The organism is Saccharopolyspora sp. NPDC050642 (genome assembly GCF_040654735.1).
GTDB lineage: Bacteria > Actinomycetota > Actinomycetes > Mycobacteriales > Pseudonocardiaceae > Saccharopolyspora > Saccharopolyspora elongata.
The window spans coordinates 120,402-134,785 of sequence record NZ_JBFAIN010000001.1; the positions used below are offsets into that span (position 1 = coordinate 120,402).

The following is a 14,384-nucleotide window of genomic DNA, read 5'->3' on the forward strand; positions in this document are numbered from 1 at the left end:
GTTCGCGGCCACGCGCGGGCGGTAACTGTTCAAGAACTGAACACCTCAACGGGACACCCCGAGCGCGCGCATCCTGCTGTACAGCGTGGTGCGGCTGATGCCCAGGCGCTGCGCCGCCTGCACCTTGTTGCCGCCGGTGTCGCGCAAGGCCTCGGTGATGGCGTCGCGTTCGGCCCGCTCCCTCCTGCTCAGCCTGGCGGTGCGGCCGGCGTCGCGGTAGCCGGCCGGGAGGTCCGCGACGGTGATGTCGCCGACCGTGCGCCGCTCGGTGACGCCGCGGAGCACCCCGGCCAGTTCCCGGAGGTTCCCGGGCCACTGCTGGGCGATCAGCGCCTCGAATGCGCTCGGCGCGATGCGCAGGTCGGCCCGGAGCTCGGCGAGCATGGTGCGCGCGATCGCCGCGAACTCGTCGGTCCGGTTGCGCAGCGGCGGCAGTTCCACGCGGGACGGGCAGGTCGCCGCGAGGCTCAGCACCCGCGGCGGCAGCTCGGATCGCGGCGCGGAGGTGAGCACGAGGCGCACGCCCGGATCGTCCGCGAGCATTCGCGCCAGACCCGCGCACAGCGCGTCGGACAGCAGCTCGATCCCTTCGACGACGAGGACTTCCGCGCCCGGGTTCGGCGAGCGGAGCCGCTTGGCCCACTCCTGTTCGCCGACGACGACCACGTCCGCGGCGTCGAGCACCTGCACGGTTCGCGGGCCGGCGATGGCGCGTGCCGCGGAGGTGCGCCCGGAGCCGGGTTCGCCGGCGATGAGCACCGGCCCCGCTCGCCTGCTCAGCTCGGCAAGCTGCTGGTCCAGTCCGGTTCGCCGGTTCTCGGCCACCCGGCCGCGCGGCACCGGGACCCGCGTGCGGGCGCGGGGCGTCAGCTCGACCAGGTAGCCGTCGGCCGTGCCGGTGACCTTCTCGGCCCGCAGGTGCACGGCCGCGCCCGAACCCAGCACCAGGTCGCGGGAGGCGGATCCGGTCACGCCGGAGACGAGGTCGCGCAGCACGGCGTGGTCCGGGGGTTCCAGCAGGTCGAGTGCGGCCCGGTTGGTCAGGACGAGCTCGCCGCCGATCGCCACCACGGCCCGGCACGGGCTGCGGGAGGCGTGCTGGAACGCCCGCAGCAGGCGCTTCTCCGATTGCCGCGCACCTTCCCACAGCCGCTGCTCGATGTCTTCGACGGCGCGTTGCAGCAGCGGCGCGAACAGCGGATTGGCCTCGCGGGCCAGGCCGGTGATGTCCAGGACGCCTTCGATCCGGCGGGTCACGGGATGGCGGATCGGGTGGCCGTAGCAGCTGAACGCCTTGAGCGCCTCGACGAAGTGCTCCGCGCCGTGCACCGCGACCCCGCGCATGACCTCGAACGGCGTGCCGAGCGCGTTGGTGCCCGCGTGTTCCTCGGTGAACTGCGCGCCGGGCACGGCGCTGATCCGGTTCAGCGCGAGCTCGGTGCGCAGGTCGGTGAACCGGCGGTCCACGATCCGGCAGGAGCTGTCGGCGAGCGCGATGCAGAAGGTGGTGTCCACCAGGCGCGTGGCGAGTTCGTCCAGCACCGGTCCGGCGGCGCGCATGAGCCGGCTGGCGGTGTCGAACTCGGCGATGTGCAACCGGTCCAGCGCCGACTCCGGGCGGAGCCCGCTCATGCTGGTGCGCCGCCAGGACGAGGCGATCTCGGGACGCACTACCTGGTTCCCGCTCGGATTCACCGCTTCCTCCCGGCCCCGCCCGGTCATGCATCCGGCGCTGCGTTAACGAAAGTTAACGTCGGATTATCTGTGACCCCCGCCACCGAATCAAGCAGCCGCGCGGGTGCAATACCCCCGAACGCACGCACCGCCAGTAGTACGAGGTGGTCAACGAGCCGCCGGGCGGCGGAACAACGCGGCCAGCAGGAAGGGGACGCCGTAGTGCGGCGCGTCCGGCGGCTGCACCAGGAATTTTACCCGCCCAACATCAACGATGTGCCGGTCCGGTGTCAGAGGCTGCGCAGTTTTTCCAGCGCGTACGCGTCGGTCGCGCGGGCGCGGATGTGGAAGTCCGCCCACTCCCCGGCTTCCGGGAACGTCGATCCCCCGGTCACGGCCGCGCACGCTTCGTCGAGGTCGAACATGGTGCGGCGCAACGAAACCACCCCATCGGCCAGCAGCGCCCAGTGCGCGCCCGGGCGGCCGTACGGCATGCCGACGCTGCCGGCGTTCACGATCTGGCGCCCGTGGGCGAGGCGCACGAACTGCATGTGGGTGTGCCCGCACACGACCGTCGAGACGGCGTCCGGCACGGTTGCGAGCACCTCGGCCCAGCGGTCCATCGGCGAGTCGACGAGGACCATTTCGTCGTCATCGCGCGGAGTCGCGTGGCAGAACAGGACGTCGCCGAAACCGTTGACGCGCAGCGTCACGGGATGCGGCAGCGTGTCGAGGAGCGCGACCTGGTCGGAGCGCAGCTGCGCCGCGGCCCACTCCGCGATCGATCCGCGGACGTCGAGGCCGTCGCCGCGGGCGAGCTCCACCAGGGCGCGATCGGCGTTGCCCCGCACCCAGATCGCGCGCTCGCCGAGATCGGCGAGGCGGTCCAGCACCTCGACGGGCTGCGGTCCCGCAGCGATGTCGCCGGTGAGCACCACCCGCTCGGCAGCGGCGACGTCGGGTTCGGCCAGGACGGCTTCCAGCGCGGGCAGGACACCGTGGATGTCGGACAGCACTGCAACGGAGGCGACCATGCGATCAGCGTCCATGGTCAACTCCGCCGCCGGCAACCGATCCAGCTGACAGCGAAACCGCGGCGCGGTGGGCGGGCGGCCTCGGCCGGCCGCCCACCGGCGGTTCCCGGTCTACTCGGTCGCGTCGGCGCCTGCCCTGATCGCCTCGCGGATTCGCTGGTAGGTGCCGCACCGGCAGACGTTGCGGATCTTGTCGAGGTCCTCGTCGCCGATCTCGCGGCCCTCCTCGCGGACCTTGCGGACCGTCGCGACCGCCGTCATGATCTGGCCCGGCTGGCAGTAGCCGCACTGCGGGACGTCCCGGTCCAGCCAGGCCTGCTGCATCGGGTGCAGGTCCTCGCCGACGGTCGCCGGTAAGCCCTCGATCGTGGTGATCTCGTCGTCGGGCCCGATCTCGGAGACGGGGACGGAGCACGGGTTGAAGGCCTTGCCGTTGATGTGGCAGGTGCAGGCCTGGCAGACGCCGAGCCCGCAGCCGTACTTCGGTCCGCGCACGCCGAGGACGTCGCGCAGCACCCACAGCAGCCGCACCTCGCCGGGGACGTCCACGGTGACCTGTTCGCCGTTGAGCTTGAAGGTGTGCTTTGGCATGAGGACTCCTCAGAACGCCTTGTCCAGGCCGTCGGTGGGCGACTGCGGGATGGACGGTTCGCGCGGCAGCGGCTCGAAGCGCAGCGGGTCGTGGTGGTTGATCGGGAAGGTGGTGGGCATCGTGCCGGTCGCCCTGGCGTACGCGCAGGCCACCGCGGCCATCGTGGGCGCGACCGCCAGTTCGCCCGCACCGCCGGGATCGTCGCCGGAATCGGGCATGATGATGATCTCGACCTCCGGCGGGACGTTCCACTGCCGCGTGTAGAAACCGTTGTCCCAGCTGCCTTCCAGCGGCAGGCCGTCCTCGATGTGCAGGCCGAAGGTCAGGGCGGTGGCGATGCCGTCGTTGATCCCGCCGAGCATCTGCGCTTCGAGGCCGCGCGGGTTGATGCACAGGCCCGGATCCACCACGAACGTCACCCGGGTGACGCGCGGCCCGGTCACGCCCTCGTGCACCGGCACCTCCCGGCCGACCGTTTCCGGCCGCGCGTCGATCTCGACCAGCGCGCCGGCGACCGCCTTGTACTCGTGCGCGAGCGCCACGCCCTGCGCCACGCCGGCGGGCAGGGACCGGCCCCACCTCCCCTTCTCCGCCAGGACGTCCAGGACCTTCCGGTAGCGCTCCTCCCTGGCGAATTCCCGGCGGAACGCCAACGGGTCCTTGCCCATCTCGGCGGCCAGCCGGTCGACGACGAGTTCCTGCGCGCACCGCACGTTGGGCGAGTAGACGTTGCGCATGCTGCCGGTGTGGAACTCCAGTGGAACCTCGTTGAGCAGCTGCGTGGTGACGCCGAAGGCGTACGGGCTGTGCTGGGACAGCAGGAAGATCGTCTGCGCAACCGAGTAGTTGCCGAGTTCCGGTTCCGTGACGGTGCCGGTGATGAGTTCGCCGAAACCGTGCCCGAAATCGGTTTTCACGCTGGTGTGGTACTGCTCGAAGGTCAGCACCTCGCCGGCGGCGCAGGTCGCCCGGATCCGGGAGAAGCACATCGGGTGCGCCCGGCCGTGCCGGAAGTCGTCGGTGCGGTGCCACATCAGCCGGACCGGTTTGCCGAACGCCCGGGACGCCTCGGCGGCCTCCATCGCCGCGTCGTGGAAGAGGTGGCGGCCGAAGGATCCGCCGCCTTCCACCACGTGCACGGTGACCGCGGTCTCCGGCAGCCCGAGGCGCTGGGCGATCTGCTGCTTGGCGATGATCGGGACCTTGAGGCTGGACCAGATCTCCGCCCGGTCCTTCCGCACGTCGGCGACCGCGCAGTTGGTCTCCAGCGGCGTGTTGCTGGCGAAGGCGAAGGTGAATTCTGCGTCGACCGCGGTCGTCAGCGGCAGCGCCGGCTTGACCGGCGGCGTCGCGGCCTTGAGCTTGCGCAGCAACGTCTCGTCGGATTCACCGTCCACAGTGCCCGGTGCCCAGGTCACGTCGAGGGCGCGGACGGCGTCGATGCACTGGCCGAAGGTCTCGCCGCGCACCGCGACGCCGGTGGAGATGATCGCGACGTCGGTGATGCCCGGCATGGTCAGCACCTGGTCGGCGTTGCGGATCGAGCGCGCGGTGCCGTTGATCGTCGGCGCCCGGCGGACCATGGTGGGCTTGGCGCCCGGCACGTCGAGGTCCATCGCGAACTGCTTGCGGCCGGTGACGGCGGCGAGCGCGTCGATGCGGTTCTGCGGCCTGCCGATGATCGTGAACTCGGCGGCGGGCTTGAGCTCCGGGGTGAACTCCCGGGTCGTCGGGCTGGCCGCGGTCTTCGCCAGCGAGCCGTAGGTCGCCCGCTTCCCGGACCGGTGCGTGATGACGCCGTCGGAGAGGTCGAGTTCGGCGACCGGGAGGTGCCACTGCTGCGCGGCGGTGAGCTTCATCCGCTCGCGCGCGACGGCCGCCGCGAGGCGCACCGGGGTGTAGATCGCGTGGATGGTGTTGGATCCGCCGGTGAGCTGGTTGAACACCAGCTCGGAGCGCGCGTCGGCCAGCGTGATGCGGACCTTCTCCAGCGGTAGCGACATCTCCTCGGCGATGAGCATCGCGACCGCGGTCGTGATGCCCTGCCCGACTTCGGCGCGGTGCAGCGCGAAGGACACCGTTCCGTCGGGGTTCACCGCCACCGTGATCAGGTTCGAGGTGGGCAGGGCGGCATGCGTCAGCGCGTCGGACAGGTCGTAGGCGTCGGTGAGTCCGGGGCTGGGCACGGCCGCCTCGGCGGCCGGCGGGCCCGCCAGCCTGGCCGCGGCGACCAGCGTGGGTGCGGCCAGCAGGTAGCCGAGGAAGCGCCGGCGCCCGGTGAGCCCGGGGCCGGGTTCGTCCGGTGGCCGCGTGGTGGCGCGGGGTGCGCGGTGCGAAGTCATCGTCGTCCTCTCGACACCGAGTGTGGCGACGATCACCTTAGGTTCGGCGTGCCCGCGCAACTGTTCAGAAATTGAACACCGGCCGCACCGCGCGAACCGCCCGGGACCGGCGGTTCTCGCTGGTCCCGGGCGGCGCCGGCGGTCAGAGGACGACGACTTGGCGGATGGCGGTGCCGTCGGCCAGGCGGTCGAACCCCTCGTTGATCTCGTCGAGGGTGAGCCGGTGGGACAGCAGCGCGTCGACGGGGAGCGCGCCCGACCGGTACAGCTCGATGAAGCGCGGCACGTCCCGCCTCGGCACGCACGATCCGAGGTAACTGCCCCGCAGCGTCTTCTCCTCCGCGACCAGGCTCAGCGCGGGCAGGGAGAGCTGCGCCTCGGGGTCCGGGAGGCCGACGGTGACCGTGGTGCCGCCGCTGCGGGTCGCGTCGTAGGCCTGCCTCAGGACGGGCGCGACGCCGGTCGTGTCGATCACCTTCTCGGCGCCACCGCCGGTGATCTCGCGGATCCGCTCGACGGCCTCCGGGCCGCCCGCCACGGTGTGGGTCGCGCCGAGCCGGGCGGCCAGCTCCCGCTTGTGCTCGACGACGTCGACGGCGACCAATGTGGACGCTCCGGACGCCTTCGCCATCAGCAGCGCCGCGAGGCCGACGCCACCGAGGCCGAACACCGCGACGCTCTCCCCCGCCTGGATCTGCGCCGAGTGCAGGGCCGCGCCCGCACCGGTCAGGACGGCGCAGCCGAACAGGGCGGCGATCTCGAAGGGGAGGTCGGCGTCGACCTTCACCGCCGAGCGGGCCGACACGACGATGTGCTCGGCGAACGCCGACACGCCGAGGTGGTGGTACGGCCGCGAGCCGTCGTCGGCCCGCCACCGCATGCCGCCGCCGAGCAGGGCGCCCTGCCCGTTCGCCGCGGCGCCCGGGCCGCACAGGGCCGGGCGGCCGGCCACGCAGCGCTCGCAGTCGCCGCAGGACGGCACGAAGGCGAGCACCACGTGGTCGCCGGGCTCGAAACCGCTGCCCGCGCCGGCCTCGACGACCTCGCCGGCCGCCTCGTGCCCGAGCGCCATCGGCAGCGGCCTGCGCCGCGAGCCGTTGATCACCGACAGGTCGGAGTGGCACAGCCCGGCGGCCCGGACCCGCACCAGCAGTTCGCCGGGCCCCGGCGGGTCGAGCTCCAGCGTCGTGACGTCGATGGGCCGCGACGCCGCGTAGGGCGCTTCGCGACCGGATTCCCGCAGGACTGCCGCGCGGACCCGCATCACGCGCCCGCCCCGGCGACCGGCACGCAGCGGGTGACCACGCGCTCGGCCAGCAGCGGCACGACCTGGCCGAGCACGATCCGCTTGAAGTGCTCGGATTCGCAGTGCGCGGCGAAGTCCGCCTCGGTGTCGTACTCCTCGACGATGGCGACGACGTCGTCGTCGGTGCCGGCGTGCAGGCCATAGCGGCGGCAGCCCGGCTCGGCCAGCGACGCCGCCGCCATCGGCGCCAGCAGGTCCAGCACCTCGTCCCGCTTGCCGGGGTTGGTGACGTACCGTGCGATCACGACGAAACTCATGGCTCTCCGTTGTTGAAAGTGTTGTGCGCGGGTCATTTCCCGGCCCGCAGCCGATCGCGGGTCAGCGACCAGAGCCCGGGGTCCGAGGTGGCCGCCGCGACCGCGCCCATCGCCAGCGAGTGCGCCACCCCGGCCACATCGGTGACGAAGCCCGCCGCGACGAACGGCGACAGCACGCGGCGGGCCTCCTCGGGCATCCACGGGATGATCGGGGCGGGCATCACCTCGACCAGGTCCGGGTTGCTCCGGCCGACGCCTTCCAGGCTCCGGTTCAGGTTCGACCGGTCGGTGACGAAGACCTTCTGCATCGTCAGCATGTCCAGCGCCCCGGCCCGGTCGATCAGCGCGGCCCGGGTGCTGACCACGCCCTGCGCGCCGATCTCGGTCAGGAAGTCGATCGCGCCGCGGTCCTGGGCGAGGCCGGGACAGGCGTCGATGTTGACGAACACGGTCTTCTTCAGGTGCACCAGCACCCGGACGACCTTCGGCAGCTCTCCCACCGGGATCGACGCCAGGACACCGACCGCGGTCGGTGCGGCGGCGAAGTCCTTGACCCGCGCCGCACCGACCACCGAGGCGCACACCGGGACGTCCGCGAAAGCCGCCTCGATCAGCGGGTTCAGCGGTCGGCGCGGACGCGTGGAAGGTTCACTCATGCCCGTTACTCTTACCCGCCCGGTGGTTCAGTCGAGCGGCCCGGTGCCGAACGACGTGGGCAGGCCCAGCTTGCCCGGGTTGAGCACGCCGCGCGGGTCGAGCGCGTTCTTGACCGCCTCGAACGCCGGGAACCCGGAGCCGAGCGCGTCGGCCAGGTACGGGCCGCGCAGCAGCCCGGACCCGTGGTGGTGGCTCAGCGCCGCGCCGTGCCGGATCAGCACCGCGTTGGCCGCGTCCCACGCCGCGCGGTACCACTGCCGCCGCTGCTCCGGCTCGACCTCGCCGCGCAGCGAGAAGTACAGGCAGGCGCCGTCGGTGTAGGCGTGCGACTGGTGCGCCGAGGACGCCAGCGTGCCGGGCACCGCGCAGATCGCGGCCACCACCTCGTCGTAGATGGCGGGCAGCTTCGCCCACGGCCCGGCCATCTCGAGGGTGTCGGCGACGAACCCGGGGCCGGGGGTGAAGCCGTCCGCGGACTTGCCGACCAGCATCCGCTCGTCCAGCCAGCGCTCGAACACCGCCTGGCCGTCGAGCTCGATCCCGTGCTCCGCGCACACCTCGGCGCTGACCGCGATGCTCGCGTCCACGATCACCGGGTCGCCTTCGTCGGCGATCAGCAGCAGGTTCGTGTCGGGGTGCCCGAAGTGGGTGCCGCTCTCCAGCTTGTCGTAGAGGCGCATCGCGGCCGGGGTCGCGCCGCGCTGCATGATCAGCCGGCAGGCCTCCAGCCCCTCGGCGAAGGTGTCGAAGCCGTAGGCGATGGCCTTGGCGTACTCGGGCAGCGGGTGGGTGCGCAGCCGGACCGAGGTGATGATGCCCAGGGTGCCTTCCGAGCCGACGAACAGCTGCCGCAGGTCGGGGCCGGTCGCGGCGCGCGGGTAGTCGCCGAAGGTCGCCAGCGTGCCGTCGGCGAGGACCACGTCGAGCCCGACGACCATGTCCTCGATCTTGCCGTAGCGGGTGGACAGCTGGCCGGCGCCGCGGCAGGCGACCCAGCCGCCGACGGTGGAGATCGCGAACGCCGACGGCCAGTGCCCGGTGGTGGCGCCGTGGACCTCCTGCAGCTCCTTCTCGAAGACGTCGCCGAACATGCCGGCCCGGACCTCGACGACCTGCGATTCCGCGTCGAAGGAGACGATGCCGGTGAGGCCGCAGACGTCGAGCACGACGCCGCCGAACACCGGCAGGGCCGCGCCGGTGACGTTGCTGCGGCCGGCGGAGACGGTCAGCGGCAGGGTGTGCTCGTTGCACAGCCGGGTCACGGCCTGGATCTGCTCGACGGTGCTGACCTCGACGATCACCGCGTCCGGGGTGGCCGGGCTGTCGGCGGTCTCGCCGATCATCGAACCCGCCCACCAGTCGCGGGTGCGCAGCACGACCTCGTCGCGGTCGGTGTGCACGGCGTCGGCGATGCCGCGCAGCGATTCCACGACCGCGCCCGGGACCTCGACCGCGGTGGTCTGCAGCGACGCCGCGCCCTTGCCGACCGGGGTGCCCGCGCCGTAGCGGGGCGGGGTCGGGGCTCCGACGACGTACTTGCCGCGGTTGAACGGGTGGGTGATGGTCTGGCGGCTGATCATGCCTTCTCTCCCAACAGGATCGACTTCTCGCGGGCGATGTCCGCCCGGTAGCTGCTTACTTGTCCGGCGATGGTGTCGGCGCTGAGCCCGAGCTCGGTGCCGAGGAGTTCACCGACGACCGGCGCGGCTGCCGCGGAGGCGTCGCGGGCGAACAGCCGCAGGCGGGTGCGGCGGGAGAGCACGTCGTCGACCGAGCGCGCCATCTCGGACCGCGCCGCGTAGACGACCTCGGCCTTCAGGTGCGGCTGGCCGTCCACCAGCGGCTCGGCGAGCGCGGGGTCCTCGGTGATCAGCGCGCTCACGAAGCGCGACTCGGTGCCGTAGCGCCCGCCGAGGTGCGCGGCCGTGCCGCCGGAGGCGGTGACCGCCTCGGGGTCGTAGCCGGCGCCGCCGAGCAGCGGGAGCTTCGCGGTGCGGCTGCGGGTCTTCCGCCCGAGCAGCCCGGCGACCTTGTCCACCACGAGCTCGCCCATGTGGCGGCTGGTGGTGAGCTTGCCGCCGGTCACCGTGACCATGCCGCCGCCGCCCACGCTGATGTGGTGGTCGCGCCGCATGTCGAGGGTGGCGCCCTCCTTGCCGCCGACCAGCGGGCGCAGCCCGCCGAAGCTGCCGAGCACGTCGTCGGCGGTGATGCCGCTGTTGAAGGCGACGTTGGCGCCGTCGAGGAGGAACTCCATCTCCTCACGGGTGCAGTGCACGTCGTCGACGGAGCCGTCGTAGTCGGTGTCGGTGGTGCCGAGGACGACGACATCGCCCCAGCGGGTGCAGGTCGCGCGCCGGGCGCGGCCCGGGATCGGCACCGTGACCGTGCAGTCGTTGCGGATCTTCGACCAGGGCACCACGATGTGCACGCCCTTGGCCGGGCGGACCTGCGGGCGGTGCGCGTCGTCGGCCAGCACGTCGAGTTCGTCGGTCCACACGCCGGTCGCGTTCACCACGACTCGGGCGCGCACGTCGATGTCCTCGCCGTCGGCGTGGACGACGGCGCCGCGCACCCGGCCGCCGTCCTTGAGCAGCCGCTCGACCTTCGCGCCGTTGGCGACGACCGCTCCGAGGTGGGCGGCGGTGCGAACGACGGTGAGGGTGAGGCGGGCGTCGTCGGTGCGGCTGTCGTAGTACAGGAAGCCGCCCTTGAGTTGGTCCGCGCGCAGCGTCGGCGCGTGGGAGAGCACCTCGTTGGGGGTGAGCCGCTGGTGCAGGCGCCCGATCCGCCAGCCGCCGACCAGGTCGTAGGTCCACAGCAGACCCTCGAAGGCCTTCGCGATGCGGGGGTCGAAAACGCCTTCCTGCTCCAGGATCGGGAACAGGAACGGCAGGCGCTGCACCAGGTGCGGCGCGTTGCGGCGGAACCGGTGCCGCTCCAGCAGCGAGTGCCGGACCAGGTTCACGTTGCCCTGCTCGATGTAGCGCAGCCCGCCGTGCACCATCTTCGACGACTTCGACGACGTGCCGGAGGCGAAGTCGTCGCGTTCCACCAGCGCCACGGAGAATCCGCGGGAGACCGCGTCGAGCGCGGTGTAGGCGCCGGTGATCCCGCCGCCGATCACCAGCACGTCGAACTCCGCGTCGGCGAGTCGCCGCAGTGCCCGCCGGCGGTCCAGGATCACCGGAGCGCCGGGGGTGGCCTTCGCCGCGGCCGAGTTGGGCCGCCGGGACGGCAGTTTCATCATGATGTTCCTTCTTCGTTCAGGGCAGTGACTTCCGGAGCTCCCGCTGCCATTCGGCGCGCAGCTCCTGCCGTTCGTGGTCGGTGGTCGTGGGTTCGAAGGTGCGGCCGACGGGGCGCGCTCCGACGACCTCGTCGAGCGATCCCCACAGGCCGAGCCGGACGCCGGCGAGGTACGCGACGCCGCGCAGGCTCGCGGTGGCGGAGTCGGCCACCCGCTCGATGGGGATGCCGGAGAGGTCGGCCTGGCTCTGCATCAGCGCGTCGCTGGCCGCCAGCCCGCCGCCGACGCGCAGCCGGGTCAGCGGTCCGTCCATCGTGGACCGGAGCCCGTCGGCGGTGTCGCACACGGAGTGCGCGATGCCTTCCAGGACGGCGCGGGCGATGGCGGCGCGGGTGGTGGCCAGGCTCAGGCCGGTCAGGCAGGCCCGGGCGCCGGGCACCGCCAGCGGCGTCCGCAGCCCGGCGAGCGTGGGCACGAACCACGTGTCCCGGTCGCGCGGGTGCGTGGCGGCGAGTTCGCTGATCCGCTCGGCGGAGTCGAACAGCTGCAGGTCCTCGACCAGCCAGCGCAGCGCCGAACCCGTCGTCGACGTGTAGGCCTCCAGGCTGAAGCGGCTGCGGCCGCCGGAGCGCCAGCCGACCAGCGCGAGCACGCCGTCGACGGCGTTGGCGGCGTCGGCCGGCTCGTCGCCGGTGAGCGCGCCGACGAAGGTGCCGGTGCCGTGCATGCACATGCCCTGGCCGGGTTCCAGCGCGCCCAGGGCGATCAGCGACGCGTGCTGGTCCCCCATCGCCGCGGCGATGGGCACCCGGATGCCGAGCACCTCGGGGTCGGTGCACCCGAAGTCGCCGTCGTCGTCGGACAGCGGCGGCGCCAGTTCCTGCGGGTAGCCGACCGCGGCGAGCCAGTCCGGATCCCACGCGTGCTCGCGCAGCAGGTAGCCGCCGAGCGCCGCCGCGTTGCTGGCGGAGACGGCGTGCGCGGTGCCGCCGTTGAGGTTCCAGCTCAGCCAGGTGTCGATCGAGCCGAACAGCAGCCGTCCGGCGTCCGCGGCGGCCCGTGCCTCCGGGTTCTCCGCGATCTGCCGGGCGGCCCACAGGAACGGCGACCGGCTGCCGACCGGCCGGCCGGTGCGCGGCAGCAGCACCGGGTCCCACTGCTGCGCCAGCGCTTCGAGTTCCGCCGCGTACCGGCGGTCCTGCCAGACCACGGCGGGGGCCAGCGGCTGCCCGGTGACCCGGTCCCACAGGACCGCGGTCGCGCGCTGCGTGCACAGCGCCACCCCGACGATCTCGACGCCGCTGTCCGCGGCCCACGCCACGGCCTGCCGCGCCACTTCCAGGGTGTGCCGCCAGAGCTCGCCGGCGTCCTGCTCGACCCGCAGCGGGTCGGGGTGGACCACGGCGATCGGCCGGTAGAACGACGGCCCGCTCGATCCGTCCGCCGTGACCACGGCCGCGCGCGTGCCGGTCGAGCCTTCATCGATCGACAGCACGCCTCGTTGCGAACTGCTCATGCTGGTGCCTTTCTGCGCCGTCAGCGGGTGGCCGGCACCGGTGCCGGCAGCAGGTCGATGACCTCGTCGTCGGGGTCGAAGCCGCTGCGCGTCGGGTCCCACTTGATGGCAACGCAGGTGATGAGCCCGAGCAGCGGGACGACGGCCAGCGCCGCGATCGTCGGGCCGAGGCCCATCGACTCCTTGATCAGCGGGAACACGTAGAGCCCGACGACGCTGCCGAAGCTGCCGAGCATGCCCGTGATGCCGGTGCCGAGGGTGCGGATGTCGCTGCGGTAGGACAGCGCCGCGATCGACTTGCCGTTGGCGCCGGGGCCCGCGGAGTGGAAGAAGATGAACAGGAACGGCACGGTGAAGGCCAGCACGGTCGGCAGGCTGCCGAACCCGAGTCCCAGCACCAGCAGCAGCACGAACGCCATCGCGTAGCCGACCGCCGAGCTCATCCGCAGGCCCATCCGGCGGCCCGCGTAGGCGGAGACGGCGCCGCCGATGATGCCGGCCGCGTTGAAGATCATCGATCCGACGGTGGCCTTCTCGAACTGCTCGCCGAAGATCGCGAGGCTGATCACCGGCAGGTACCAGCCGATCGCGAAGTACTGCATCGACTGGGTCAGCGAGATGAGCGTCGACAGCATCGTCCGCGGCAGGTAGGGCTTGCGGAACAGCACGCCCGACTGGCGGAAGCCGATCGACTGCTCCGCCTCGGCGGGCGCCTCGGCCCGATCGCCCGGGACGGCGTCGAACCCGTAGATCCGGCGGAGGCTTTGCGCGGCGTCCGCGAGCCGCCCGCGGGATGCCAGCCACGATGGGCTCTCCACCAGGAACGCCAGCTGCAGCACGAACAGCGCCCCGGCGATGACCGCGGCCGAGCCGACCGACCAGCGCCAGATCTCCGCACCGATGCCGAGCTTGTAGCAGATCAGCGTCAGCGCGAGGTTGGAGGTGGTGGCGATGTACCAGACGCACTGCCACAGGTTCAGCCGGCCCTTGAGGCTGGCGGGCGTGTACTCGGCGAGCATCGCCATCGCCACCGCGAAGTCGATGCCGTAGGCGACGCCGACCAGCGCGCGGCCGGCCCACACGGTCTCGAAGCTGCCCGCGTACGCGGTGAGCAGCGCGCCCGCGACGCCGATGAGCTTGGCCAGCAGCAGCGGCTTGACCCGCCCGATCCGGGCGGCCAGCCAACCGCTGGCCGGGTTGAAGAGGATCGCCACGGCCGGCGCCGTGGCGGTGAGCAGCCCGACCTGCCCGGGCGTCAGCGTCAGTTCCTTCACCATCGGCGAAAGCCCGGCGCTCAGCGCGGCGTTGGAGTAGGCGTCGAGGAACAGCCCGCCGAGGATGAGGTACCAGAGGAAGGCGGCCTTCCTCGGCAGCCGTTCCAGCTTGTTGATCAACGCCACCACGTCGGAGGGGCCGGAGACCGTCCCCGCCACCGCGTTCGAAGGTGAGGCCACAGATCGCCACCTTTTCGAGGGAAGGCACTGGCAGCGATCCGGCGAAACGAAAAAAGGCACGACGAAGACCGCTGACAGTGGCTCTTCGTCTATGCCTGTCGTGGCGGAGACATTAACCGCGGCGCAACGCGGGCGTCAAGCGAAACGGGAGCACTCCGGGGAATTCGCCCACCGGACCGCCCTATGTGGACGGGGCCCATGACCTGCATCGATCCAGCGGACGCGGGCCGGTTGACGGGGTTCGGTCCGGGCCTTATCGTCTGCTGCCATCAGACATCTGACGTCTGATCTGGAGGAGGATC

General features: G+C 72.1%; 11 protein-coding genes. All 11 read right to left on the reverse strand.

Annotated features, from left to right (window positions below):
• Positions 1–45: 45 nt before the first annotated feature.
• The 11 genes from AB0H93_RS00560 to AB0H93_RS00610 all read right to left on the reverse strand — a co-directional run bounded on the left by AB0H93_RS00560 (position 46) and on the right by AB0H93_RS00610 (position 14,082).
• The gene (locus tag AB0H93_RS00560; RefSeq protein WP_358565165.1) at positions 46–1,695 is read right to left on the reverse strand and encodes a helix-turn-helix domain-containing protein; all 1,650 of its coding nucleotides are present in this window, start codon (positions 1,693–1,695) and stop codon (positions 46–48) included.
• A 269-nt stretch (positions 1,696–1,964) separates the two neighbouring features.
• Complete coding sequence (locus AB0H93_RS00565) at positions 1,965–2,723, reverse strand: metallophosphoesterase family protein (RefSeq protein WP_358565168.1); 759 nt, start codon at positions 2,721–2,723, stop codon at positions 1,965–1,967.
• 96 nt (positions 2,724–2,819) lie between these two features.
• Positions 2,820–3,299, reverse strand: coding sequence for a (2Fe-2S)-binding protein (locus tag AB0H93_RS00570; protein WP_358565171.1), 480 nt, complete (start codon positions 3,297–3,299; stop codon positions 2,820–2,822).
• Between the two features lie 9 nt (positions 3,300–3,308).
• Complete coding sequence (locus tag AB0H93_RS00575) at positions 3,309–5,642, reverse strand: molybdopterin cofactor-binding domain-containing protein (RefSeq protein ID WP_358565174.1); 2,334 nt, start codon at positions 5,640–5,642, stop codon at positions 3,309–3,311.
• A gap of 142 nt (positions 5,643–5,784) precedes the next feature.
• Complete coding sequence (locus tag AB0H93_RS00580) at positions 5,785–6,906, reverse strand: zinc-dependent alcohol dehydrogenase family protein (RefSeq protein WP_358566850.1); 1,122 nt, start codon at positions 6,904–6,906, stop codon at positions 5,785–5,787.
• Complete coding sequence (locus AB0H93_RS00585; protein ID WP_132480110.1) at positions 6,906–7,205, reverse strand: antibiotic biosynthesis monooxygenase family protein; 300 nt, start codon at positions 7,203–7,205, stop codon at positions 6,906–6,908. The genes AB0H93_RS00580 and AB0H93_RS00585 overlap by 1 nt, the downstream gene beginning before the upstream one ends.
• Before the next feature lie 32 nt (positions 7,206–7,237).
• Positions 7,238–7,861, reverse strand: coding sequence for a glycerol-3-phosphate responsive antiterminator (locus AB0H93_RS00590; protein ID WP_132480107.1), 624 nt, complete (start codon positions 7,859–7,861; stop codon positions 7,238–7,240).
• A 27-nt stretch (positions 7,862–7,888) separates the two neighbouring features.
• On the reverse strand, positions 7,889–9,442 hold the full coding sequence (locus tag AB0H93_RS00595) for an FAD-binding oxidoreductase (protein ID WP_132480104.1): 1,554 nt from the start codon (positions 9,440–9,442) through the stop codon (positions 7,889–7,891).
• On the reverse strand, positions 9,439–11,112 hold the full coding sequence (locus tag AB0H93_RS00600; protein WP_358565178.1) for a glycerol-3-phosphate dehydrogenase/oxidase: 1,674 nt from the start codon (positions 11,110–11,112) through the stop codon (positions 9,439–9,441). Before AB0H93_RS00600 ends, AB0H93_RS00595 begins: the two co-directional genes overlap by 4 nt.
• Before the next feature lie 16 nt (positions 11,113–11,128).
• Complete coding sequence (locus AB0H93_RS00605) at positions 11,129–12,628, reverse strand: FGGY family carbohydrate kinase (RefSeq protein ID WP_358565181.1); 1,500 nt, start codon at positions 12,626–12,628, stop codon at positions 11,129–11,131.
• Positions 12,629–12,648: 20 nt separating this feature from the next.
• Positions 12,649–14,082, reverse strand: a complete 1,434-nt coding sequence (locus AB0H93_RS00610) for an MFS transporter (RefSeq protein ID WP_358565184.1) — start codon at positions 14,080–14,082, stop codon at positions 12,649–12,651.
• Positions 14,083–14,384 lie beyond the last annotated feature (302 nt).